This is a genomic window from Mesorhizobium loti, from assembly GCF_003148495.1.
GTDB classification, from domain to species: Bacteria; Pseudomonadota; Alphaproteobacteria; order Rhizobiales; family Rhizobiaceae; genus Mesorhizobium; species Mesorhizobium loti.
Genome location: NZ_QGGH01000003.1, coordinates 473796 through 495944 on the forward strand (window position 1 = coordinate 473796; position 22149 = coordinate 495944).

The window sequence follows — 22149 nt, forward strand, 5'->3', positions numbered from 1 at the left end:
GCTAGTGGACCCCGGGCTTCTTCAGGGCGTCGGCGATCTTCTCCAGCGTGTTGCGCATCGCCTTCTGTTCGTCGGACTGTGCCTCGACCCAGTCGCGCATGATCTGCTGCTCGGAGCGCATGTTCTTGACCAGGCCGGAAATGCCGTCGGCGAGATTGGCCATGGCGGTGGCGACGCGCGGATTGGAGCCGCCGCCATTCTCCTGCATGCTGCGCAGCCGTTCCGACAGTAGGCGAATCTCGTCGGAAGGCTCGGTCTTGGCTGGATCGGCAACGACGATGTCGGACGAGAGATCGGTGACCGAGGACAGCCAGTTCTCAAGCTCGGTGTAGAAGCGCGTCTGGGCGCGGCCGGCCTGCAGGTCGAGAAAGCCGAGCACCAGCGAGCCGGACAGGCCGAACAGCGAGGACGAGAAGGCCGTGCCCATGCCGGCGAGCGGCGCCGAAAGCCCCTGCTTCAGCGAATCGAGCACCGCGGCGGCGTCACCCGTGCCGGGATCGAGCGATTCGATGGTCTCGCGGATCGAGCCGATGGTGTTCAACAGGCCCCAGAAGGTGCCAAGCAGGCCGAGAAACACCAGCAGGCCGACGAGATAACGCGAGGTGTCGCGGCTTTCGTCGAGGCGGGTGGCGATGGAATCGAGCATGGTGCGCATGGAACTGGTCGAGAAGGCCGTCGCCGAGGAGCGGCCGATCATCGCCTTCATCGGCGCCAGCAGCACCGGTTCGGTGGTCTCCGACCCGGCACGGAAGGAGTTGACCCAGCGCACTTCGCGAAACAGCCGCCCGACCTGGGCGAAGGCCAGCAGGATGCCGACCACCAGAACGCCGACGATCAGGCCGTTGAGGCCGGGATTGCTGCCAAAGGCGGTCGAGATCTGGCGGGTCAGGATGGCGGCGATGAAGGCGACGATGACCAGGAAGATCACCATGGTCAGCAGAAAGACCTGCGGGCTCGACAGTTTGTGCGGATCGTAGATCAGGACATCAGAACGTCTGCCCATGCCGAAGGATTTGAGAAAAGCCATCCGTGCCCCGTTTCCGATGCCGCCGCCGATCACGTAAACCGCGACTCTAAACGGAATTGTGACCAAATTGAATGGCGCTTGGCAATATTGCCAGGGCAATCGGGTGAACCCGCTTGCCCTTTCCTTTTTCTCCCCTCAAGCGCCGGGCGGGCGCATCCGCGCCCTTGGCTTACGGCGCATAAGCGCCGACGGCCGTTCGGCCTTGCCATTTTCGCTGCGCAAAAATGGAAATCACCGCCTGTTCGGCTCGACCGAGGAATTTTTCATTCACCCGATTGTCCTGGCAATATTGCTGTACCGTGTCAGAGGCGATTGATGACCAGACAGTCGACCATGGCGGCCAGATGCAGGCCGGCGCCGGTGACGACGAAACCGTGCCACAGCGCATTGTGGAAGCGCAGCCCCTTCCAGGCGAAGAAGATGACGCCGCAGGAGTAGACGATGCCGCCGGCGACGATGAGCGCGATCGATGTCGTCGGCAGCGTCTGCACCAGCGGCTTGACCAGGACGATACCGCTCCAGCCGATGGCGAGATAGAAGACGATGGCGAGCCGGTCGAAGCGGCCGGGAAAAAACACCTTGATGGCGATGCCAAGTGCTGCCGCGGTCCAGACGAGGGCGATCATCCAGCGCGCCAGCGGCGAGCCTTCGAGCTGGGCCAGGAAAGGCGTGTAGGTCGCGGCGATCAGCAGATAGATCGCGGCGTGGTCGAAACGCCGCAAGACCCATTTCGCCGGCGACGACACCGGCCACAGATTGTAGGTCATCGACACCGACAGCACGGTGAGTAGCGAAACCACGTAGAAGGCGGCGGCGATGTATTCGCCCGGTCCGACACGAAAGGCCGCCAGCGCCAGCAGTGCGGAACCGGCCGAGATCGCCAGCACGATGCCGACCGCGTGGACGATGCCATCGGCGATCATCTCGGCGCGCGAATAGTGCCAGCGTCCGATGAACGGGATGTCGGGGGTGGGCTTGATGTCGTTCACTGCCGGGTTTCCTGCGCCGCGCACTCAATTTGGGCGCTCGCCGGGCAGTATTTCAAGCTTCCGTTGCGGTTTTGCGACTGCGGCGCATCAGCGCGGCGGTCAGCGCGGCTTGCCTGTCAACGAGAGGGGAGCGGCTTCTTTACGGCCTTCAGCAACGCGCGTTGAATGACCTCGTTGCCGGCGACAACCGAGCCGTTGTCGAGCATGTCCTGGCCGCCATCCATGTCGGAGACGAAGCCGCCCGCTTCGCGGATCAAAAGCAGCCCGGCGGCGATGTCCCAGGCCGACAGGCCGGTTTCCCAGAAGCCATCCATGCGGCCGGCGGCGACATAGGCGAGATCGAGCGAGGCGGAGCCGAGGCGGCGGACGCCGGAAACCTCGGCCATGACATTGCGCAGCTCGACGAGGAAATTGCCGTGGTGGCCGCGTCCGAGATGCGGCATGCCGCAGCCGATCACCGTGTCGACCAGCTTGATGCGGCCGGCGACGCGCAAGCGGCGGTCGTTCATGAAGGCGCCGCCGCCGCGTTCGCAGGTGTAGAGCTCGTCCATCGCCGGATTGTAGATGACGCCGGCAACGATCTGCCCCTGGCGTTCCAGCGCGATCGAAACGGCAAAGAGCGGGATGCCGTGCAGGAAATTGGTGGTGCCGTCGAGCGGGTCGACGATCCAGCGATGCTGGCCGTCGTCACCTTCGACCGCGCCGCGCTCTTCCATCAGGAAGGCGTAGCCCGGCCGTGCCTTGGACAGCTCGGCAAAGACGATGTCCTCGGCCTTGCGGTCGGCCTGGCTGACATAGTCGCCTGGGCCCTTCATCGAGACCTGCAGGTTCTGCACCTCGCCGAAGTCGCGCGACAGCGAGCGGCCGGCTTTCATTGCGGCCTGGACCATGACGTTGAGGAGGGCTGAGCGTGCCATAGTGGTTCTTCCTGGTGCTGCACTTAAGCTCTGGCTTGATGCATGTCGGTGACCCAAAACCGGGGCCACTTTTGGGCGACATGCATCAGTCGGCGCGGCGCACGTAAGTGATTTCGTTGGTGTCGACGATGATGCGCTCGCCGGCGCCGATGAATGGCGGCACCAGCACGCGGATGCCGTTTTCCAGGATCGCCGGCTTGTAGGACGAGGCTGCCGTCTGGCCCTTCACCACCGGGTCCGCCTCGGTGATGGTCAGCGTCACATAGTCGGGCAGTGAAATGCCGATCGGCCTCTCTTCGTAGAGCTGGACCGTCACCATCATGCCGTCCTGCAGGAACGCAGCACGATCGCCGACGAAGTCCTTGTTCAATTCGAGCTGCTCGTAGCTCTGGGTGTCCATGAACACCAGCGCGTCTTCCTGCGCATAGAGGAAGGAAAAGTCCTTCAGGTCGAGCCGGATCTGTTCGACCGTCTCGGCCGAGCGGAAGCGCTCGTTGAGCTTGGTGCCGTTGATGAGGTTCTTCAGTTCGACCTGATTGTAGGCGCCGCCCTTGCCGGGCTTGACGGTGTTGGTCCTGACCGCCACCCAAAGGCCGCCATCATGCTCGATGACATAGCCGGGACGGATTTCGTTGCCATTGATCTTGGCCATGATGAGGTGATCCGGAATGGATACCAACGGTCTGGCCGTTGGTACGGGGTGTTCGCTGGTAAAGCGATTTCGGGCTCCCAAGACCACAAATCGTCAGAAGAGGCAAGGGAGCGCCAAGTTGGCGCTGAGCCGGAGAGGCCGTTACGGCAGGCGGTTTGCCTTCTGCAGGGCCTGCTTGGTTTCGTCGTCGCTCAGCCCCTGCAGGAAGTCGTCCATCTGCGGATCGATGAGGCCGGCGCGGCGGGCGACGATGTACCAGGCGCCGGCGAGGACCAGATCCGGATCGGTGCCGATGCCCTGCATATAGAGTTTTGCGAGGCGGTTCTGGGCGGCGACATTGCCGCCCTCCGCCGCCTGCTTCATCCAGCCGAAGGCGGATTTCAGGTCGCGCGCACCGCCACGGCCTTCGATCATCCAGGCGGCGAGATCGATCTGTGCGGTGTCGTAATTCTGCCTTGCTGCCTGCGCCAGCAGGCGCCTTGCCTGCACATCGTCACGCGGCTTGCCGCCGACGCCATTGGCGTAGATCTGCGACATCGCATATTGCGCGTCGGCGAGGCCGGTCGCGGCGGCGCGCTCATAATAGGAAACCGCCTTGGCTATGCCGGCGTCGCCGGGGTCCTGCTCGACCAGCATCTGCGCGAAATTGAACTGCGCCAGCCGGTTGCCGGCTTCGGCGGCGGCCTGCATCAACGCATAGGCCCCTTTTTCGTCCTTCTTGACGTAGCGGCCGTCGAGCAGCATCAGCGCATACTGGAATTGTGATTCCGGCACGCCCTGTTCGGCGGCCAGCGCATACCATTTCGCCGCTTCCGCCGAATTGAGCGGCACACCGAGCCCGCGCGACAGAATCTCGGCCACCAGCGTCTGCGCCGCCGGGTCGCCGTTTTGCGCCCGGACTAGCGCGAGATTGTAGGCCGTCTTGTAGAGACCGCGCTGGAAGGCGCCATAGGCGGCGTCCGCCGGCTTGGCGCCGAAGCGGTCGGGGTTGATGGTGTCGGCCGACGGCAGCGGCGCGGGCTCGGCTGTGGTGGCGGGTTGCGGCAGCGGCTTGTCGATCGGCTTGTCGGTGTGGACGCCGAGTTCCGGCTTGGGCTGCGGCAGCGGGATGGTCTCCGCGGCCGCCGCCTGAACCATGAGCACCGCAAGCAGAGCCTGGAGGGGAAGCCTCGCCGAGAGCACGTCAGTCCTCGAAGCGCGGCGCGGTCTCGTCGAGCAGCGCGTTGGCGGTGGCGACCGCTGTCTTGGGATTGGTGCCGTCGGCAAACACGGCGCTCGACAGCGCCACGAATTCAGCACCTGTGGCGCCCACTGCTTCCACCGAGGCGATGTCGGATCCGGCCATGACGATGCACGGGATCTGGATCATGTCGGCCCACCATGCGCCGAGCGACAGGTTGCGCGGATGCGGTTCGGGCTTGTTGTCGTAGCCGAAGCGGCCAAAGAAGATGTAGTCGGGCCGTGTCTCGCCAAGCTCGAGCGCGTCATCACGCGTCTTGGCGCCGCCGGTGCCGACCATCATCTTTGCCTGGAAATGCTCGATCGTCTCGGCGAGTTCAGCCTTGGAGACTTCGACATGGATGCCGTCGGCCTGGACGCGGCCGGCTATGCGGGTGTCGCCGGCGATGATGACAGCCACGCCCGCGGCCTGCGCTGCCGGCACGATCTGTTCGGCGAAAGCCTGGAAGGAGGCCTCATCCATGCCGTTCTCGGGCAGGATCAGCGAAGCGACATCGCCGCCTTCGAATGCCGCGGTGATACGGGCCGCCGGCACGCCTGGCGGCGCGATCAGTACGATGCGACAGCGGTTGGGGGGCGTTGCGTCATTCATGGTTCTTCGGGTCCCGCGTTTCGCCTATGCCGGGCGAAGATGGTTGGATTGCGGCATAGAGCAAAGTGCCCGCCTTGAACAGGCGGGCAGCCGGGATCGCGATGTTTGACCCGCCGGGCAGCCGGCGGGGCCGCTTCACTTGATCGGGTGCGGGCTCGCGACTGATGGTTTCGACTTCCACAGCGTCCAGCCGAGATTCATGCCGGCTGCGGCGATCAGGATGGCGGTGGCGCCGACGATCTGGCTCAGATGCAGCCGATGGCCGAAGGCCAAGACATCGACCAGAATGGCGACGACGGGATAGATGAAGGACAGCGATCCCTGCAGATGTGTAGGCAGCTTCTGGATGGCCCCGTACATCAGGATGTACATCAGGCCGGTGTGGACGATGCCGAGCGTCGCCAGCATGGCCCAGCTCCATGGATCGGTGGGCAGATGGGTAAGATTGGCGAAGGGCGCCAGCATGACGACGCCGACGCAGACCTGGATCAGCGCGATGAGGTGGGGCGGCGTGCCCTTGAGCTTCTTGGTGACGATGGCGGCGACGGCCCAGAAGAAAGCCGCGCCCAACGCCATGACGATTCCGGTAAAATAATCCGTGCCGACATCACCGGCATCGGGGCCCGACTGCACGATCAGCACCATGCCGGCGAAGGCGATGGCCAGCCAGGTCAGCTTTGTCAGGGTCAGCCGCTCGGCGAAGAAGAGCGCGCCGAAGCCGACCAGCATGAAGGGTTGCGTGTTGTAGACAGCGGTGGCGATCGAGATTGACGCGCGCGAGAATGCGCTAAACAGCAAAAGCCAGTTGACGACGATGGCGACGCCGCCGAGCGCGGCGATGCCGATGATGCGCAGCGACAGTCTGTTGCGCAGCAACCCGAGGGCGGCGCAGATGATGAGCAGCGTCAGCGCGCCGAAAGCGCAACGCCAGAACACCACATCCATGATCGGCTGGCCGGACAGGACGACGAACCATCCGATCGTTCCCAGGATCAACATTGCGGCGGACATTTCGACCGTGCCACGCACTGTTTCGTTCACAACAAACCTCCGTATCCGTTCGACCGCTATAATCTCATGCGGCTACGCGGCTTTCCATCGGATGAGGAAGGAGGTATGAGTAAATGGCCTAATTATATTAGGCGACGGCTCCAAATCAGCAGGAAATGTAAAATGCTGGACGATCTCGACCGAAATCTCCTCGAAATCCTGGTCAAGGATGCACGGACCTCGCTGAAGGATCTGGCCGCCCAAGTCGGGCTGTCGTCGCCAAGCGTTTCGGAGCGGCTGCGACGGCTCGAGGAGCGCGGCGTCATCCGGGCGTTCACTGTCGACATCGACCCGCTGGCGCTTGGTTATACCTTGCAGGCCATCGTGCGCATCCGGCCTCTGCCCGGCAAGCTGCACATCGTCCAGAAGCTGATCGAGGACATCCCCGAATTCGGCGAATGCGACAAGGTGACGGGCGATGACTGCTTCGTCGCCCGCCTGTTCGTGCGTTCGATCGGCGACCTCGACGGGATTCTCGACCGTATCGCCGACAAGGCCGAGACAAGCACCGCCATCATCAAGGCGCAGCCGATCCGCCGCCGGCCGCCGCCGCTCGATGCAGCATCGCCTCGTGACAGGGCAAAAGCCTTGCAGGCAATCTGAGCCGAACCGGCCACGCCCTGGTTTTCAGAGGGCTGGTCGCAGCGGGTGGAAAGCCGGCGGCCGGTTGGTTAGGGTGTCGGCCCAAACGAGGCTGAGACGATAATGGCGCAGAACATATACGACCGCGAGGATTTCTTCGCAGGCTACAGTCAGCTCGGCCGCTCCGTGGAAGGCCTGGATGGTGCCGCCGAGTGGCCGGCGCTGCACGCGATGCTGCCCGATGTCAGCGGCTTGAGGGTCGTCGATCTCGGCTGCGGTTTCGGCTGGTTCTGCCGCTGGGCCCACGAGCATGGGGCGGCGCGGGTGCTTGGCCTGGATCTGTCAGAGAAGATGCTTGCCCGGGCGAGGGCCGCCGGCCCGGATGCGGGCATAAGCTATGAGACAGCCGATCTCGACCAGCTCAGCTTGCCGCAAGCCAGCTTCGATCTCGTCTACAGCTCGCTCGCCTTGCACTATGTCGAGGACGTGATGCGCCTGTTCGGGACCGCGCATCAGGCCCTGTCGCCCGGCGGGCATTTCGTCTTCTCGACCGAGCATCCGATCTTCATGGCGCCGACCAAACCCGGCTGGTCGATCGACGTCGCGGGAAGAAAGACATGGCCCGTCGACCAGTATCTGGTTGAGGGGCCGCGCAGCACCGACTGGCTGGCCAAGGGCGTGGTGAAACATCACCGCACGATCGGCACCACGCTCAACGCTCTGATCCAAGCCGGCTTCACCATCGACCATGTCGAGGAATTCTGCCCGACTGCCGAGCAGATCGCGGCCAAGCCGGAACTGGCGGAAGAGCTCGAGCGGCCGATGTTCCTGCTGGTCTCGGCCCGCCGATAGGCACTGGTCGGCGTCGGCCGGATGCGCGGCCGCCACGCTCACATTTGCTGTCGCTCCGCCCGGCTTTCTGGGTTATTCAAGCGTCGACACGCTTTCCCTCCGGACCAGTCCCCTCCCATGTCAGGCCTGCTTCTCGATCCGTGGTTCTACGCGGCTGCCATTCCGGCGGTCATTCTGGTCGGCCTGTCCAAGGGCGGGTTCGGCGGCGCTGTCGGCTTCGTCGGCGTGCCGCTGATGGCGCTGACCATGCCGCCGGTGCAGGCGGCGGCCATCCTGTTGCCGATCCTGTGCCTGATGGACATCGTCTCGGTGTGGACATGGTGGGGTGTTTACGACCGCAAGATGCTGGTCGACATGATGCCGGGCGCCGTCATCGGCATCGGTCTCGGCTGGCTGACGGCGGCACTGGTAACCGAAGAGGCGGTGCGGCTCATCGTCGGCGCCGTCGCGATCATTTTCGTCCTGCGCTGGCTCTATCTGCAGTTCCGCCACGGCGCCGATCACGCGGCCGCGCCCAACCGCGTGGCCGCCGCCGTCTGGGGCACGGTCGCCGGCTTCACCAGCTTCGTCGCCCATGTCGGCGGGCCGCCCTTCCAGGTCTATGCCTTGCCGATCCGGCTCGATCCGAAGGTTCTGTCGGGCACCGCCGCGATCTTCTTTGCCGCCACCAATGCGCTGAAGCTGGTGCCCTATTTCGCGCTCGGCCAGTTCGACACCGCCAATCTGACGGCGTCGGCCGTGCTGATGCCGCTGGCGCCGCTGTCGACCATCGCCGGGGCGTGGCTGGTGCGCCGGATGCGCCCGGAGACCTTCTATCCCTTCACATACGCAACCGTCGCGGTCGTGGCGCTGAAGCTGCTGTGGGATGGTATCGTCGGCCTGATGTAGAAAGGCCGCCGCGCAACCGTCCCTCACCGCCAGGGGTCAGGCGGCGCTCGGCACCAGGCGACGGTTGCCGCCAAAGGCAAGTGTGGCGCCCACCAAGACGACCAGCACCATGCCGGCGAGGATGCCGATGTCATGCGCGGTCGGCTTGAGCACCATGTCGGCAATGATCACCAGCATCACCGCATAGTCGAAGCGTGCCGCGCTCATCATGCGCTCACCGATGGCTAGAACAGCTGGTGTGACGCCTTCCTCGGCGATCATCGCGCCCATGCGCTCTCCGGTCGGCTTGAAGATGAGCATGCCGATCGAAAACGTCGTGGCGTAGCCGGCCAGGCCGATCAGGATCCACAGATCGGAGAAGCCGACCCAGAACCAGCACATGATGAGACCGAAGATCAGCGTCAGCATCGACATCGGCGCAAAGAACCTGCCGCCCAGCTGACCACTGGCGCGCATCGCCTGCAGTTTTTCCTCGATGTTGCCCGCCCGTTCGGCAAGCATGCCGAGAAGGAACAGCACGAAGCCGCCGCCGACCCACAGAATGGCAGTGGCGACGTGAAGAAATTTGACGATCGAGTACCAGTCCATGGGTTGCTCCTGCAGTGTCAGGTTTGCGGCGGCGCGGATTGGCCGCCGTCAGAGGAGCGGGCGTTTAGCGCGGCGCCTGTTTCGGAACGATGTCACGAAAAATCCGGCTCTGTTTCAGCGCAATGAAGAAGCGGCTGAGATCGTGAACGCGCTATCTGATTTCCTGCTAATATACGAATCGTCGGGAGGGGTTGGCGCGACATCGTCCGGAAACATCGCCGATGCTAGTGCGCTAACGCCGGGAGCCCGGTGGCGACAACAGTCGCCTGACGATCAACCCATTCCCGAGAAACGGGAAAAGGCAATTCGAGGGGACATTATGCAAGGGGTAGCACGGAATTTCTTCACGCTGGCCATCATCTATGCGTTGTGCGGCATGGCGCTCGGCATCCACATGGCGATCAGCGATGACCATGGCCAGATGCCAACCCACGCCCACACGATGGTGGCCGGATGGCTGATGTCGGCGGTCTTCGCCTTTTTCTACCATCTGTTTCCGGCTGTCGGGCAAAAGGCCCTGGCCAAAGTTCATTTCTGGCTGACTGCCATCAGCGGTATCGGGCTCATGATCGGCCTTTACATTCTGCTCGCCGGCAATCCGGGGATAGAACCGCTGCTCGGGATTTTCTCGATCGGGTTCTATGCGGGCATGCTGCTATTTGCCTTCATCGCTTTGCCTGCGGTCTGGAAGACGGCCTGAGCTGAACCAGAGGCAGTGAGGCTGTACTGTTACGGCACAGGATGGCGGCGTTCGGTCAAAAAACATCCGCGCGGTTAAGGCTTCATTAAGCTTTACAGGTGTTTACTATGTTCATCCAGTGATCTGGATTCTTACCGAGTGGTTGGAGCCACTTTGTTTGACGCCTCCCTGTTAAACTCCTGAGAGCCGCCTTATCCGCGGCTCTTTTTTTGTCCGCATTTTCTCTTTTCGTTCGAATTTCAGAGGGGACGCCCGACATCGGCTCGCCGTTAACCTTCTGTTAAACATGTGCTTGCCTTCACCGGTGCCGAAGCGCATTTTCAAGCTTCAGTCAGATAGGGTTCCGGGTGTACGGCAGGGAGCCGAATCAGCCGGTTGCAAGTGCAGGGGCGTATCAATGAACGAGCCTTCGAAGGGCAGTGCGAAAACCGTCAAGCTGGCGGAACGCCGGGTTTTCTCGCAATCCTTCAAGCCGCTTTACCAGGAAGGTATGGGCCTGGTCGAACAGGCGGCGGAATATCTCGACGGCAAGGGTCGGGCCGAGGCGAAGAAACTGTCCAGGCTGGCGGCCACGCTCTATGCCGCCGAATCGATGCGGCTGACCACCAGGCTGATGCAGGTTGCCTCCTGGCTGCTTTTGCAGCGCGCCGCCAACTCCGGCGAGATGACCCGCGACCAGGTCGCGTCGGAAAAGTCCAAGGTGCGTCTCGACACCGCTTCTGCCCATGACGAAGCCGCCGGCTGGGCCGAACTGCCCGAGGATTTTCTCGACCTCGTCACCCGTTCGCTGCGCCTGCAGGCACTGGTGCGCCGCATGGACGAGGAGATTTATGGCTCCGGCGCCGTAGTCGACATGCAACCGATGGCTCGCCGCCTCAATCCGGTTTCCGACCAGATCAGCCTGCTGAACACGGCTTTCGCCAGAGGGTAACCTCGGTCACCTCTTCGTTTCCGGTTTGTTCACATTTTGCTGGCATCGCTGTACGCCGGAGGTAAAGTCGGCAAATGGCGGAAGCGATTCGCATCATCGGTATCGATCCGGGGCTTCGGCGCACCGGCTGGGGCATCGTCGAAAGCCTTGGCAACTCGCTGCGCTTCATTGCCTCCGGCACGGTGAAGTCCGACGACAAGGCGGCGCTGGCGACGCGGCTGTGCCAATTGCATGACGGGCTGGCCGAGATCCTGCACAGCGCCATGCCGCACGAGGCGGCCGTCGAACAGACCTTCGTCAACAAGGACGCCGTGGCGACGTTGAAGCTCGGCCAGGCACGCGGCATCGCAATGCTGGTGCCGGCGCGTGCGGGCCTCGTGGTCGCCGAATATGCGCCCAATGCGGTCAAGAAGGCGGTGATCGGCGTTGGCCATGGCGATAAGAAGCAGATCCATATGATGGTGAAGGTGCTGTTGCCGAAGGCCATTTTCGACACCGAACATGCCGCCGACGCGCTGGCCATCGCCATCTGCCACGCGCATCACCGGCAGAGCGTGGTCTATCGGATGGCGCTTGCCGGCTAGTGGTGTTCTTGACTTGTTCACGCAGTTGGAATATTCCTTACTTGTAAGAAAGGTACGTTTCATGCGTGTGACGAGCAAAGGCCAAGTGACAATCCCACGGGATCTGCGGGAGACATTTGGGATTGGCGCCAACAGCGAAGTCATCTTCGGCATTGAGGGCGGCAAGATCACGATCACGCCGAAGCATGACAAGGGGCGGTTGGCCGACCGCGAAAGACTGGACCGTTTTCTTGCTGCGCTCGATCGGCTTGAGGGCAGCGGCGATCAGACAATGAATGCCGATGCCGTCATGGCTTTGACCCGGGATCGCTGATCTTGGCGACGCTTGTCGACACCAATGTACTTATCGATGTCGCCGTTCGCGATCCCGTCTGGTCAAAGTGGTCGTGGTCCAAAATGGTGTCTGCCCTTGAGCAAGGCAGCCTGGTCATCAATCAGATCATCTACGCCGAGTTTTCGATGCGCTATGAGGCGATAGACGATGTCGATGATGCCTTGCCTGAAGATGAGTTCCGACGCGAAAGTCTTCCGTTCGAAGCGGCCTTTGCGGCGTCGAGAGCGTTCTCGGTCTATCGGCGGTTGGGCGGACCCCGAGAGAAGGTGATGCCCGACTTCCTGATTGGGGCTCACGCTGCCATCCGAGGCTATCCCATTCTTACTCGCGATCCCGCAGGTTTCAGAAAGTACTTTCCAGATGTCGAGCTCATCACGCCCGATACTCATCCCTAACGGGGGCTGCGTCCAATGATCGGCAAGCTCAAGGGCAGGCTCGACGAGGTCGACGAGGATCATTGCCTCGTCGACATTCATGGCGTCGGCTATGTCGCCTATTGCTCGGCGCGCACGCTGGCGGCGCTGCCTTCGCCCGGCGAAGCGGTGGTGCTGTTCATCGAGACCTATGTGCGCGAGGACATGCTGCGGCTCTACGGCTTCCAGTCGCAGCTCGAGCGCGAGTGGTTCCGGCTGCTGATGAACAATGTGCCGGGCGTCGGCGCCAAGGTGGCGCTGGCCATCCTGTCGACGCTTGCGCCGGCCGATCTCGCCAATGCCATTGCGCTGCGCGACATCGCCATGGTTTCGCGCGCACCCGGCGTCGGCAAGAAGGTGGCCGAGCGCATCGTCACCGAATTGAAGAACAAGGCGCCGGCCTATGCCGGCACTGCCTCGGGGACTATCGGCCTGAAGCAGGAGCTCGGCGACGGCGTCGCATCCGCGCCAATCACCGATGCGGTCTCGGCGCTGGTCAATCTCGGCTATTCGCGCGACACGGCCGCCAATGCTGTGGCGGCCGCGCTGAAGACGGCGGGCGAGGATGCCGATGCGCCGAAGCTGATCCGCTTTGGACTGAAGGAACTGGCGCGGTGAACCGCCGCTTGTCCAGCCCCTTGCCGTGTGCAAGGAAGGCGGCATGAGCCTGTCGCCCCGCCTGATTGCGCCGGAAAAACGCGGCGAGGATGCCGAGCAGACCTTGCGGCCGCAGACGCTCGACGATTTCGTCGGCCAGGCGGCGGTGCGGGCCAATCTCAAAGTGTTCATCGAGGCCGCCAAGGGCCGCAACGAGGCGCTCGACCACGTGCTGTTCGTCGGGCCGCCGGGCCTCGGCAAGACGACGCTGGCGCAGATCATGGCGCGCGAGCTCGGCGTCAATTTCCGCTCGACCTCGGGTCCTGTGATCGCCAAGGCCGGCGATCTTGCCGCGCTGCTGACCAATCTCGAGGAAGGCGACGTGCTGTTCATCGACGAGATCCACCGGCTGAGCCCGGCGGTCGAGGAAATCCTCTATCCGGCGATGGAGGATTTCCAGCTCGACCTGATCATCGGGGAGGGACCGGCCGCACGCTCGGTCAAGATCGACCTTGCCCGTTTCACCCTGGTCGCCGCAACAACGCGGCTTGGCCTGCTCACCAACCCGCTGCGCGATCGCTTCGGCATTCCGGTGCGGCTCAATTTCTACACGGTCGAGGAGCTGGAGCAGATCGTGCGGCGCGGTGCGCGCATCCTGCAAATGCCGCTCGGCGACGATGGCGCACTGGAGATCGCGCGCCGCGCGCGCGGCACGCCACGCATCGCCGGCCGGCTGCTGCGCCGCGTGCGCGATTTCGCCTCGGTCGCCGGCGACGGCCATGTCGACCGCAAGATCGCCGACGAGGCGTTGACGCGGCTGGAGGTCGATGCGCTCGGCCTCGACGCGCTCGACCGCCGCTATCTCAGCATGATCGCCCGCAATTTCGGCGGCGGCCCGGTCGGCATCGAGACGATCGCCGCCGGCCTGTCGGAGCCGCGCGACGCCATCGAGGACATCATCGAGCCCTATCTGATCCAGCAGGGTTTTATCCAGCGCACGCCGCGCGGCCGCATGCTGACGGCCAATGCCTGGCGCCATCTCGGCCTCGACGCGCCGAAGGATCTGGCGCAGCAGCAGATCAACCTGTTCCAGGAGGAGTAATTTTCCAGAGCGCCGCTACGTTGTCTCAGGCGGGCTTGGCTTCAGCATTGCGCAGGTGCGTTTGGAATGCTCCCGGAGTCTTCTCGATCGATCTTGCCTGAACGGTCAACGCAGCCCGTTGATCGCTTCCAGCACGTCCGGCTCGGCCTTGTCGCCGTTGAAGGCATCGACGATGCCGAAGGCGCCGCCATAGCTCCACACCGACCACGAGAAGCCATGTGCTTCGGCGCGCGAGATCATGTCCCTGACATAGGCGGCCCGATACTCGGCGGGCATCACATAGGCGTTGCCATATTCCTGGCGGATCATGCCGAACTCGCCCAGCGTGATGTTTTCCGGCTTGACGCCGTTGGCCTTCGCCCAGGCCTCGACCTTCTTGAACGGCGCATCCATCAGGCCGAGCAGCTTGTCGGGACTGTCCATGCTGGCGACCTGTTCGTCGAGATAGGCAAGCAGACCGCTTTGCCGCGTCCAGGGCGCCTCGGCCTTGATCCTGGCGCGGATGGTGTCGAGCGTCACGTCGAGCTGTGCCCGCGGCACCGCGGTCAGCGGATAGGGCAGGCCGGTCACATAGGGAATGAAGTCGCCGGCCCAGGTCGCGCCCTGATGGGTGAGCAGGAACGGATCGTAGGAGTGGAAGGTCCAGATAACGTTATCGTCCGGGATCGTCTTCGGATCGATCTTTTCCAGCGAGCTCGCGGCGGAATAGCAGGCGCCGGTCAGCACCAGCGTCAGTTTCGTCGCCGAGGATCGCGCCGCGGCGAACAGTTTGCGCTGGCGGTCCGGCCATAGGCTGGTGCTGTCGCTGTCGCAATCGACGATCGGTTCGTTCATCGGCTCGAAAGCGACTTGGGCGGGATCTTCATTCGCCAGCGTGCGGGCCATCCTGCGCACCATGTCGACATAGGTGTCGAAGGTCCGCGGGTCTTCCATCACTTGCGCCATGCCGATCTTGCGGCTGCCGCCGGCCGGGATCAGGTGCATGTCGACGACCACCTTCAGCCCGGCGCGGTTGATCATGCGCACCGAGTCCAGCACGCTGGCATAGAGATCGTCGCGCAACGCCACGGTCTGGCCGGACAGGAAGGGCGAGGGGTCGACCGGCATGCGCAGGAAATCGAAGCCCGCGTGCTTCAGTGCCTTGAGGTCGCCCTCCCCAAGGAATTTCCGCCATTCCGGATAGGGCAGAATGGCCTTGGTATCGCCCCACTGGTCCTCGCCCGGCCACGTGACCCATTGGTCCAGATTGAGGCCGCGCTTCATCGAAAAGCTCGCCGCTTGGCTGGGCAGTGCCAACGCCGCGAGCACAAGCAGCGCCGCCATCAAGGTCTTGATCATCGCCGCCAACAGTGCCATCCGATGCTGTGCCACGCGGGAACAGGTGCCCCGTCGGGGCTGAAAAAGGAAGCGCAATGGGCGATCATGGTGAATCGGCGACGCTGCTGGCCGGGCTTTCCGGCGCGCTGACGGCGTTCGGCCACCGGCTGATGGCGCGGGTCTATTATGCCGACACCGATTTCTCCGGTGTCGTCTACCATGCGCGCTATCTCGAATTCTTCGAACGCGGCCGCTCCGACTATCTCCGGCTGACCGGCGTGCACCACACCGAGCTTGCCGACGGCAAGCACGGCGAAAGAATAGTCTGGGTGGTGCGGCGCATGGAGATCGACTTTCGCGGCCCGGCCCGCATAGACGACATCCTGACGGTCGACACCCGCACCGAGGACATTTCCGGCGCGCGCATCTTCATGGCGCAGCAGCTCAAACGCGGCGACGAGTTGCTGGTCGAGGCCAAGGTCGAAGCTGCGATCATCGGCGAGAATGGCCGCCCAAGGCGCTTTCCCAGGGAGTGGGTGGCGGCGTTCATGCCGAGGGTGCGCTGATATTCAGGTGATGCCGACCTGCAAACAGCAGCTTCCTGCGCTTCCGGTGCTCACGTACGAAAAGTACGCTCCGCTCCGGTTCTCGGAATCTACCGTTTTCGGCTCGGCCTGACCTGAATCTCGGCACACCCTAGGCGCAGCCATTGAATTGATGGCCTTGCCACTGGGCGCGGCAATGCGCCGCGCCTTATATACTAACCCATCCTTAACCATAACGGTTCATGAAGAGATTGGTGAAGATTGGCGTTATCGGAGCGCCTTCCTTTCACCAATATTTGCCCCGAAAAGGCCGAGAACGGCACAGTTTGGGGTTGTTCCGGTATGTTCGTGCGAACCGACCACAAGGGATGCCAGGGGCCAGCCGCCAGCTTCGCCCGGAAAATCTTAAGGACGTAACGATGGAAAATATCGCACTCGCCGATCCGGGCGCGCAATTGTCGGTTTGGTCGCTGTTCATTTCGGCCAGCTGGGTGGTCAAGCTGGTCATGATCGGCTTGCTCTGTGCTTCGGTCTGGACCTGGGCGATCATCGTCGACAAGCTGGTTTCCTACGCCCGCATGCGGCTGGCGCTCAACCGGTTCGAGCAGGTGTTCTGGTCGGGGCAGTCGCTGGAGGAGCTTTACCGCACGCTCGCCGACCGCAAGACCACCGGCATGGGCGCCATTTTCGTGGCCGCCATGCGCGAGTGGAAGAAGAGCTTCGAGAAGGGCGCCAAAACGCCGCTCGGCCTGCAGACCCGCATCGACAAGGCGATGGACCTGGCGCTGACACGCGAAATGGAGAAGCTGGAGGGCCGCCTCGGCTTCCTCGCCACCACCGGCTCGGCCGCACCCTTCATCGGCCTGTTCGGCACCGTCATCGGCATCATGACGTCGTTCCAGGCAATCGCCGGCTCCAAGAACACCAGTCTCGCGGTGGTTGCGCCGGGTATCGCCGAAGCGCTGCTGGCGACGGCCATCGGCCTGCTCGCCGCCATTCCCGCCGTCATCGCCTACAACAAGCTGTCGTCCGATGCGAGCAAGATCGCCGTGCGCATGGAAGGGTTCTCCGACGAGTTCTCCGCCATACTCTCGCGCCAAATCGATGAAAAAGTGGCCCCCAAGGCCTGAGGAGTAGCAGATGGGTATGTCCATGGGCATGGCAGGACGCGGCGGGCGCGGCCACAGGCGGCGCGGCCGTCACCATGCGCTGATGTCCGAGATCAACGTCACGCCGATGGTCGACGTGATGTTGGTGCTGCTGATCATCTTCATGGTCGCCGCACCGATGCTGACGGTCGGCGTGCCGATCGACCTGCCGGATACGCAGGCCAAGGCGATGAATGCCGACACGCAGCCGATCACCGTCTCGATCAACGCCACAGGCCAGATCTATCTGCAGGAAACCGAGATCCCGATCGAGGAGCTGGTGGCCAAGCTGCAGGCAATCTCGAAGACCGGCTATGAGGAGCGCATCTTCATCCGTGGCGACAAGTCCACCGACTATGGCACGGCGATGAAGGTGATGGCCCGCATTTCGGCCGCCGGCTACAAGAACATCGGCCTGGTTTCATTGCAGGAACAGGATCAGTAGACAAGAAGATGAAGACCGGCCTCACCACATCGGTGATCTTGCATGCGGCGGCGCTGACCTTCGGCCTGTTCACGCTGACGGCGCCGGCCGCGCTTCCGTCCTCCGACGTCGAGTCGGTCGCGGTCGACATCGTGCCGATGGAAGCCATTGCGCAGACGTTGCAGGGCGACAAGAAGGCCGTGATGCATGAAAAGCCGGCCCCTGTGCCGACGCAGCGCCCGGACATCGTGCCGGATGCGCAGAAGGTCGGCGAGAACAGCGTCGATACCGACAAACCGATAACGCCGGAGGCCAAGCCGAAACCCGTCGACATGACCTCGGCTCCACCGCCCGCACCGACCCCGATCGAGAAGCCGAAGCCCGAGGACGTGCCGAAGCCGCAGGAAAAGCCGAAGCCTATTCCGGCAACCGAAGTGGCGCCGGCGCCGACGCCCAAGGAAGAGGTCAAGCCCGAGCCGGTCAAGCAGGCAGACCCCAAGCCGACACCAGCCAAGCCGGCGCCGACCCCGCCGCCGCAGGACAAGACCGCCGCCATCAATCCGACGCCCGAGGTCAAGCCTGACGCCGTTGCCGAAGCCATAGCGCAGGAGCCGCCTGCCGAGGCGACGCAGCTGCCCGACTCGGCGCCCGCGCCGGAAGCCCGGCCGAAGCCGCAGCCGGCACAGGCCGAAAGCGCCAAGGCGCCGGAGCGCAAGGATGCCGACAAGCCGGTCAAGGAAGCCTCGTCGAAGCCGAAGTCCGACGACAAGCAATTCAACGCCGACGAGATCTCCGCGCTCCTCGACAAGCAGAAGCCATCCGGCGGTGGCGCCAAGCGCTCGACCCAGCAGGCGTCGCTCGGCGGCGACAAGGATCAGGGCCAGAAGCTTTCCAGGTCCGAAATGGGCGCCCTGGAAAGCCAGCTTGGCGGCTGCTGGACGCTTCCTGTCGGCCTTGAAGGTTCCGAGAATTTCGTCGTCGTGGTGCGGTTCAACCTGGATGCGTCCGGTAAGCTGGACGGGCGCCCGGCGGTCGAAAAGTCGAGCGGAAACCGCCAGTTCGACGAAAGTGCCGTTCGCGCGGTGCAGAAATGCGATGTCACCGGCCTGCAGGTTCCTGCCGGCAAACAGGACATCTGGGCCGACGTCCGCGTCACCTTCGATCCAAGGGAGATGCTGGGCCTCTAGGGCCCTGACATCCGAAAATCAGTACGAGAAGCGAGAAGACATGAAATCAATCCTCAAGCCGCTCCTGATGGTCGCAGCAATGGCGACGGGCATGACCGCGGCTGGTACGTTGCCGGCGCTGGCGCTCGTCGAGCTCAACGTCAACAAGGGTAATGTCGAGCCGCTGCCGATCGCCATCACGGATTTCCAGGGCGGCGACGCGCTTGGCGCGCAGATTTCGCAGATCGTCACCGCCGACCTGAAGCGTTCGGGCCTGTTCGCTCCGATCGACAAGAGCGCCTTCATCGAAAAGATCACCAACCCCGATGCCGCCCCGCGCTTCGACGACTGGAAAGTGATCAACGCGCAGGCGCTGGTCACCGGCAGCGTCAGCAAGGAAGCCGATGGCCGTATCCGCGCCCAGTACCGGTTGTGGGATACTTTTGCGGGCCAGCAGATGTCTGGCGAGCAGTTCTTTGCCAACGACGCCAATCAGCGGCGTGTTGCCCACATCATCGCCGACGCCATCTATGAGCGGCTGACCGGCGAAAAAGGCTATTTCGACACCCGCGTCGTCTTCATCGACGAATCCGGTGCCAAGAACGCGCGCAAGAAGCGCCTCGCGATCATGGATCAGGACGGCGCCAACGTCCGCTATCTCTCGGACGGCAGGTCGATCGTGCTGACGCCGCGTTTCTCGCCGAACCGGCAGGAAATCACCTACATGTCCTATGAAAGCGGCCAGCCGCGGGTCTATCTCCTGCAGATCGAGACCGGCCAGCGCGAACTGGTCGGCAATTTTCCCGGCATGACTTTTGCGCCGCGCTTTTCGCCCGACGGCCAGAAGGTGATCATGAGCCTGCTGCGCGACGACGGCAATTCCAACATCTTCGCCATGGACCTGCGCAGTCGTTCAACGACGCGCCTGACCAACTCGACCGCCATCGACACCTCGCCGTCCTATTCGCCCGACGGCAGCAAGGTGGTGTTCACCTCCGACCGTGGCGGCCGCGCGCAGATCTACGTCATGGGCGCCGACGGCTCGGGCCAGACCCGCATCTCCTTCGGCGACGGCGTCTATTCGACGCCGGTATGGTCGCCGCGCGGCGACCTCATCGCCTTCACCAAGCAGACTGGCGGCGAATTCCAGATCGGCGTCATGAAGACCGATGGTTCGGGCGAGCGCATCCTGTCCTCCGGCTTCCAGCAGGAGGGGCCGACCTGGGCGCCGAACGGCCGCGTGCTGATGTTCTTCCGCGATTCCGCCGGTGGGCCCAAACTGGTTTCGGTCGATCTTACCGGGCGTAACGAGCAATCGATCCCGACGGCGAACTTCGCTTCGGACCCGGCCTGGTCGCCGCTGCTGGAATAGGTTCGGCTGGATTGCAACACATACTGAAAAGGGGCCGTTTCGGCCCCTTTTCCATGCATTGGTCGCGTTTTGGCCGCATTTCCGCCTAGGGTCCGCGCCAACTGTGGCTCATAGCCGAACGGCTGCGGACGGGCAGCCTAAACCAAATTTTAACCGTGTTTCTTGAATGCCGGTTAACCCAAACGTGGTTACTGGGTGATCAACGAAATCACTCGAATACGATCACTCGAAATACGAAGGAGAGGCGGCATGGGCCGTATCGCAGCACTTACCAGAAACCCGGTCATGATCGCGCTGGTGGCGATGCTCGCCATCGCGGGTTGCGCCTCGAAGAAGACGCCGAACAACGCGGCTGATCTCGGCCTCAATGGCGCGGGTGCCGCAACACCCGGATCGGCGCAGGACTTCACCGTCAACATCGGCGACCGAATCTTCTTCGATACGGACTCGACCTCGATCCGTGCCGACGCGCAGACGACCCTGGCTCGCCAGGCGCAGTGGCTGAACCAGTACAAGCAGTATGCCATCGTCGTCGAAGGCCATGCCGACGAACGCGGCACACGTGAATACAATCTGGCGCTCGGCGCCCGCCGTGCTGCCGCCACCCGCGACTTCCTCGTCGCCAAGGGTGTCTCGGCCAGCCGTCTCAAGACCATTTCCTACGGCAAGGAACGTCCGGTCGCGGTGTGCGACGACATCTCCTGCTGGTCGCAGAATCGCCGGGCGGTCACCACGCTCAGCGGCGCTGGCTCCTGAGGCATCGTGCACCGATCGGCGCGTCAAAAGAACGCGCGGCGGTCTAGCGGTAAAAATGCAACATATCTATGCGAAAGGCGGCCCTGGGGCCGCCTTTTCCATATCCGGATGCCCGAAACAAAATTTGGCCGAAGTCTCGGCTCCTGCTATGAGCCGAAGGCGCTTGGCTGGTCCCATTCTGATTGGAAGGCGCGAACAAGCTAACGAAATCACGGCGAGAGGCACATGCATTTGAGATCGGTTCTGAGCGGCACGCTTGCGCTGCTGCTCCTATCAGGCGTCACCGCCTTGGCTAGCGGCTTGGGGGCTAGCGGTACAGGGCAATCAACCGACAGCGGCTTTTCCTTTCATCTGCCCAGCATCGAATTGCCCAGCCTTTTCGGCCAGAAGAAGAAGCCGGATCAGGTCCAGATGGTGCAGTCCGATCCTGCCGCTGTCACCAGCCTGGAAGAGCAGCTGCGCCAGATGAACGGCAAGATCGAGGAACTCAATTTCCAGGTCCTGCAGATGCAGGAGCAGATCCGCAAGCAGCAGGAAGACAACGAATTCCGCTTCCAGCAACTTGAAGGCGGCGGCACGCAAGGCGGACAGCCGCCGGCGCAGAAGAAATCGGATGCCACCACCGGCACCGACACCGACGTGGCAGCGGCCCCGGCAACACAGGCGCCGGCCGATGCCGGCGCCGCGCCCGGCAACGATCAGTCAGCAGGCGGCAAGACGGTCCAGGACGTCATCGTCGAATCGCCCGATGGCGACCCCGGCAAGGTCATTCCCGGTGCGGGAGCGCCGGAAAAAACCTTCGGGACCATCACCGTAGACAAGAACGGCAATGTCATCGATGCCGGCGGCAACACGCAGGCGACCGCGCCGGCGCAGGATAGCGCCCCAGCCACCGGCGCCCCGGCCAAGGCCGGCAAATCCGATACGGTGGTCGCGGCGTTGCCCGCCACCAACGACCCGGAGGAGCTCTACCGCAACTCCTACCAGTTCATCCTCTCGGGCGACTATGGCACCGCCGAGCAGGGCTTTCGCGACCACATTGCCCGCTTCCCCAAGGATGCGAAGGCGGCGGACGCGCATTACTGGCTGGGCGAGTCGCTGCTTGGCCAGCAGAAGTACCGCGACGCTGCCGAGACTTTCCTTGCCGCCAGCAAGGATTATCCCAAGGCCAAGAAGGCTCCCGACATGTTGCTTAAGCTCGGCGTGTCGCTGGTCGGCCTCAAGCAGCATGACGTTGCCTGCGCCACCTTCAGCGAGGTCGGCAAGCGTTACCCTGATATCTCCAGTGCGCTCAAGGAACGCGTCAAGCAGGAGAAGGCTCTGGCTGCCTGCTAATCCTTGTCATACATGTCGTTGTCCTAAAACCGGGACCACTTTTGGGCGA

At 63.3% G+C, this 22149-nt stretch carries 27 protein-coding genes; 18 read left to right on the forward strand and 9 right to left on the reverse strand.

Translation table 11 applies throughout. From position 1 onward, the window contains the following. Position 1: 1 nt before the first annotated feature. A complete protein-coding gene (locus C8D77_RS15830) occupies positions 2-1027 on the reverse strand; it encodes a MotA/TolQ/ExbB proton channel family protein (protein ID WP_109665439.1) in 1026 nt (341 codons plus the stop codon). Positions 1028-1085: 58 nt separating this feature from the next. Here C8D77_RS15830 and C8D77_RS15835 point away from each other — a divergent pair, with 58 nt between their 5' ends. After that, the gene (locus C8D77_RS15835; protein WP_109664723.1) at positions 1086-1343 is read left to right on the forward strand and encodes a hypothetical protein; all 258 of its coding nucleotides are present in this window, start codon (positions 1086-1088) and stop codon (positions 1341-1343) included. Here C8D77_RS15835 and trhA read toward each other — a convergent pair. From trhA to C8D77_RS15865, 6 genes are all read right to left on the reverse strand, one after another. Next, the gene (trhA, locus tag C8D77_RS15840) at positions 1330-2016 is read right to left on the reverse strand and encodes a PAQR family membrane homeostasis protein TrhA (RefSeq protein ID WP_170136750.1); all 687 of its coding nucleotides are present in this window, start codon (positions 2014-2016) and stop codon (positions 1330-1332) included. The genes C8D77_RS15835 and trhA overlap by 14 nt on opposite strands. A 116-nt stretch (positions 2017-2132) precedes the next feature. Further along, the gene (locus C8D77_RS15845) at positions 2133-2933 is read right to left on the reverse strand and encodes an inositol monophosphatase family protein (RefSeq protein WP_109664729.1); all 801 of its coding nucleotides are present in this window, start codon (positions 2931-2933) and stop codon (positions 2133-2135) included. Positions 2934-3018: 85 nt separating this feature from the next. Further along, a complete protein-coding gene (gene efp, locus C8D77_RS15850) occupies positions 3019-3585 on the reverse strand; it encodes an elongation factor P (protein ID WP_013529127.1) in 567 nt (188 codons plus the stop codon). A 141-nt stretch (positions 3586-3726) separates the two neighbouring features. Beyond that, positions 3727-4767: a tetratricopeptide repeat protein gene (locus C8D77_RS15855; protein WP_109664732.1), complete on the reverse strand. Its 1041-nt coding sequence runs from the start codon at positions 4765-4767 to the stop codon at positions 3727-3729. Position 4768: 1 nt separating this feature from the next. Further along, complete coding sequence (locus tag C8D77_RS15860; RefSeq protein ID WP_109664736.1) at positions 4769-5416, reverse strand: thiamine phosphate synthase; 648 nt, start codon at positions 5414-5416, stop codon at positions 4769-4771. 135 nt (positions 5417-5551) lie between these two features. Next, complete coding sequence (locus C8D77_RS15865; protein ID WP_109664739.1) at positions 5552-6457, reverse strand: DMT family transporter; 906 nt, start codon at positions 6455-6457, stop codon at positions 5552-5554. A gap of 132 nt (positions 6458-6589) precedes the next feature. Between C8D77_RS15865 and C8D77_RS15870 the strand changes: the two genes are divergently transcribed. The 3 genes from C8D77_RS15870 (at position 6590) to C8D77_RS15880 (ending at position 8788) form a co-directional block, all read left to right on the forward strand. Further along, on the forward strand, positions 6590-7069 hold the full coding sequence (locus C8D77_RS15870; RefSeq protein WP_109664742.1) for an Lrp/AsnC family transcriptional regulator: 480 nt from the start codon (positions 6590-6592) through the stop codon (positions 7067-7069). 102 nt (positions 7070-7171) lie between these two features. After that, the gene (locus C8D77_RS15875) at positions 7172-7900 is read left to right on the forward strand and encodes a class I SAM-dependent methyltransferase (protein ID WP_109664746.1); all 729 of its coding nucleotides are present in this window, start codon (positions 7172-7174) and stop codon (positions 7898-7900) included. A gap of 117 nt (positions 7901-8017) precedes the next feature. Continuing rightward, entirely contained in the window at positions 8018-8788 is a 771-nt protein-coding gene (locus C8D77_RS15880) for a sulfite exporter TauE/SafE family protein (protein ID WP_013529133.1), read from the forward strand. Positions 8789-8824: 36 nt separating this feature from the next. On the opposite strand, the gene C8D77_RS15885 is transcribed toward C8D77_RS15880, so the two are convergent. Then, positions 8825-9376 (reverse strand): DUF2269 family protein, encoded by a 552-nt coding sequence (locus tag C8D77_RS15885; protein ID WP_109664749.1) that lies wholly within the window; start codon positions 9374-9376, stop codon positions 8825-8827. 319 nt (positions 9377-9695) lie between these two features. On the opposite strand from C8D77_RS15885, the gene C8D77_RS15890 reads away from it, so the two are divergent. The 7 genes from C8D77_RS15890 (at position 9696) to ruvB (ending at position 14037) form a co-directional block, all read left to right on the forward strand. Next, complete coding sequence (locus C8D77_RS15890; protein WP_109664752.1) at positions 9696-10076, forward strand: hypothetical protein; 381 nt, start codon at positions 9696-9698, stop codon at positions 10074-10076. A 397-nt stretch (positions 10077-10473) separates the two neighbouring features. Continuing rightward, on the forward strand, positions 10474-11007 hold the full coding sequence (gene rcdA / locus C8D77_RS15895) for a protease adaptor protein RcdA (RefSeq protein WP_109664757.1): 534 nt from the start codon (positions 10474-10476) through the stop codon (positions 11005-11007). 74 nt (positions 11008-11081) lie between these two features. After that, on the forward strand, positions 11082-11591 hold the full coding sequence (gene ruvC, locus C8D77_RS15900) for a crossover junction endodeoxyribonuclease RuvC (protein WP_109664759.1): 510 nt from the start codon (positions 11082-11084) through the stop codon (positions 11589-11591). Positions 11592-11652: 61 nt separating this feature from the next. Then, positions 11653-11904, forward strand: a complete 252-nt coding sequence (locus tag C8D77_RS15905) for an AbrB/MazE/SpoVT family DNA-binding domain-containing protein (RefSeq protein WP_013529138.1) — start codon at positions 11653-11655, stop codon at positions 11902-11904. A 2-nt stretch (positions 11905-11906) separates the two neighbouring features. Then, positions 11907-12320, forward strand: a complete 414-nt coding sequence (locus C8D77_RS15910) for a type II toxin-antitoxin system VapC family toxin (RefSeq protein ID WP_109664762.1) — start codon at positions 11907-11909, stop codon at positions 12318-12320. Between the two features lie 15 nt (positions 12321-12335). Further along, entirely contained in the window at positions 12336-12956 is a 621-nt protein-coding gene (gene ruvA / locus C8D77_RS15915) for a Holliday junction branch migration protein RuvA (protein ID WP_109664764.1), read from the forward strand. A gap of 43 nt (positions 12957-12999) precedes the next feature. Continuing rightward, positions 13000-14037, forward strand: a complete 1038-nt coding sequence (ruvB, locus tag C8D77_RS15920) for a Holliday junction branch migration DNA helicase RuvB (RefSeq protein ID WP_023811851.1) — start codon at positions 13000-13002, stop codon at positions 14035-14037. A 105-nt stretch (positions 14038-14142) separates the two neighbouring features. On the opposite strand, the gene C8D77_RS15925 is transcribed toward ruvB, so the two are convergent. Further along, positions 14143-15393 carry a glycoside hydrolase family 5 protein gene (locus C8D77_RS15925; RefSeq protein ID WP_109664767.1) on the reverse strand — a complete coding sequence of 417 codons (1251 nt, stop codon included), beginning with the start codon at positions 15391-15393 and terminating at the stop codon, positions 14143-14145. A gap of 56 nt (positions 15394-15449) precedes the next feature. On the opposite strand from C8D77_RS15925, the gene ybgC reads away from it, so the two are divergent. From ybgC to ybgF, 7 genes are all read left to right on the forward strand, one after another. After that, the gene (gene ybgC / locus C8D77_RS15930; RefSeq protein WP_109664770.1) at positions 15450-15920 is read left to right on the forward strand and encodes a tol-pal system-associated acyl-CoA thioesterase; all 471 of its coding nucleotides are present in this window, start codon (positions 15450-15452) and stop codon (positions 15918-15920) included. A gap of 398 nt (positions 15921-16318) precedes the next feature. Continuing rightward, positions 16319-17029 carry a protein TolQ gene (gene tolQ / locus C8D77_RS15935; protein ID WP_056586472.1) on the forward strand — a complete coding sequence of 237 codons (711 nt, stop codon included), beginning with the start codon at positions 16319-16321 and terminating at the stop codon, positions 17027-17029. 10 nt (positions 17030-17039) lie between these two features. Next, positions 17040-17492 carry a protein TolR gene (gene tolR, locus C8D77_RS15940; protein WP_109664773.1) on the forward strand — a complete coding sequence of 151 codons (453 nt, stop codon included), beginning with the start codon at positions 17040-17042 and terminating at the stop codon, positions 17490-17492. Positions 17493-17500: 8 nt separating this feature from the next. Continuing rightward, a complete protein-coding gene (locus C8D77_RS15945; RefSeq protein ID WP_109664775.1) occupies positions 17501-18658 on the forward strand; it encodes a TonB family protein in 1158 nt (385 codons plus the stop codon). A gap of 40 nt (positions 18659-18698) precedes the next feature. Then, positions 18699-20009, forward strand: coding sequence for a Tol-Pal system beta propeller repeat protein TolB (gene tolB, locus C8D77_RS15950; protein ID WP_109664778.1), 1311 nt, complete (start codon positions 18699-18701; stop codon positions 20007-20009). 249 nt (positions 20010-20258) lie between these two features. Further along, a complete protein-coding gene (gene pal / locus C8D77_RS15955; RefSeq protein ID WP_109664780.1) occupies positions 20259-20765 on the forward strand; it encodes a peptidoglycan-associated lipoprotein Pal in 507 nt (168 codons plus the stop codon). 225 nt (positions 20766-20990) lie between these two features. Next, entirely contained in the window at positions 20991-22100 is a 1110-nt protein-coding gene (ybgF, locus tag C8D77_RS15960; RefSeq protein ID WP_109664782.1) for a tol-pal system protein YbgF, read from the forward strand. The last annotated feature ends 49 nt before the right edge of the window (positions 22101-22149 follow it).

Bases quoted from the DNA above. Each gene is read 5' to 3' on its own strand.
- C8D77_RS15830 (WP_109665439.1), bottom strand. From the start codon at position 1,027: ATGGCTTTTCTCAAATCCTTCGGCATGGGCAGACGTTCTGATGTCCTG.
- C8D77_RS15845 (WP_109664729.1), bottom strand. From the start codon at position 2,933: ATGGCACGCTCAGCCCTCCTCAACGTCATGGTCCAGGCCGCAATGAAA.
- efp (WP_013529127.1), bottom strand. From the start codon at position 3,585: ATGGCCAAGATCAATGGCAACGAAATCCGTCCCGGCTATGTCATCGAG.
- C8D77_RS15860 (WP_109664736.1), bottom strand. From the start codon at position 5,416: ATGAATGACGCAACGCCCCCCAACCGCTGTCGCATCGTACTGATCGCG.
- C8D77_RS15870 (WP_109664742.1), top strand. From the start codon at position 6,590: ATGCTGGACGATCTCGACCGAAATCTCCTCGAAATCCTGGTCAAGGAT.
- C8D77_RS15875 (WP_109664746.1), top strand. From the start codon at position 7,172: ATGGCGCAGAACATATACGACCGCGAGGATTTCTTCGCAGGCTACAGT.
- C8D77_RS15880 (WP_013529133.1), top strand. From the start codon at position 8,018: ATGTCAGGCCTGCTTCTCGATCCGTGGTTCTACGCGGCTGCCATTCCG.
- C8D77_RS15885 (WP_109664749.1), bottom strand. From the start codon at position 9,376: ATGGACTGGTACTCGATCGTCAAATTTCTTCACGTCGCCACTGCCATT.
- C8D77_RS15890 (WP_109664752.1), top strand. From the start codon at position 9,696: ATGCAAGGGGTAGCACGGAATTTCTTCACGCTGGCCATCATCTATGCG.
- rcdA (WP_109664757.1), top strand. From the start codon at position 10,474: ATGAACGAGCCTTCGAAGGGCAGTGCGAAAACCGTCAAGCTGGCGGAA.
- ruvC (WP_109664759.1), top strand. From the start codon at position 11,082: ATGGCGGAAGCGATTCGCATCATCGGTATCGATCCGGGGCTTCGGCGC.
- C8D77_RS15905 (WP_013529138.1), top strand. From the start codon at position 11,653: ATGCGTGTGACGAGCAAAGGCCAAGTGACAATCCCACGGGATCTGCGG.
- ruvA (WP_109664764.1), top strand. From the start codon at position 12,336: ATGATCGGCAAGCTCAAGGGCAGGCTCGACGAGGTCGACGAGGATCAT.
- ruvB (WP_023811851.1), top strand. From the start codon at position 13,000: ATGAGCCTGTCGCCCCGCCTGATTGCGCCGGAAAAACGCGGCGAGGAT.
- C8D77_RS15925 (WP_109664767.1), bottom strand. From the start codon at position 15,393: ATGGCACTGTTGGCGGCGATGATCAAGACCTTGATGGCGGCGCTGCTT.
- ybgC (WP_109664770.1), top strand. From the start codon at position 15,450: ATGGGCGATCATGGTGAATCGGCGACGCTGCTGGCCGGGCTTTCCGGC.
- tolQ (WP_056586472.1), top strand. From the start codon at position 16,319: ATGGAAAATATCGCACTCGCCGATCCGGGCGCGCAATTGTCGGTTTGG.
- tolR (WP_109664773.1), top strand. From the start codon at position 17,040: ATGGGTATGTCCATGGGCATGGCAGGACGCGGCGGGCGCGGCCACAGG.
- C8D77_RS15945 (WP_109664775.1), top strand. From the start codon at position 17,501: ATGAAGACCGGCCTCACCACATCGGTGATCTTGCATGCGGCGGCGCTG.
- tolB (WP_109664778.1), top strand. From the start codon at position 18,699: ATGAAATCAATCCTCAAGCCGCTCCTGATGGTCGCAGCAATGGCGACG.
- pal (WP_109664780.1), top strand. From the start codon at position 20,259: ATGGGCCGTATCGCAGCACTTACCAGAAACCCGGTCATGATCGCGCTG.
- ybgF (WP_109664782.1), top strand. From the start codon at position 20,991: ATGCATTTGAGATCGGTTCTGAGCGGCACGCTTGCGCTGCTGCTCCTA.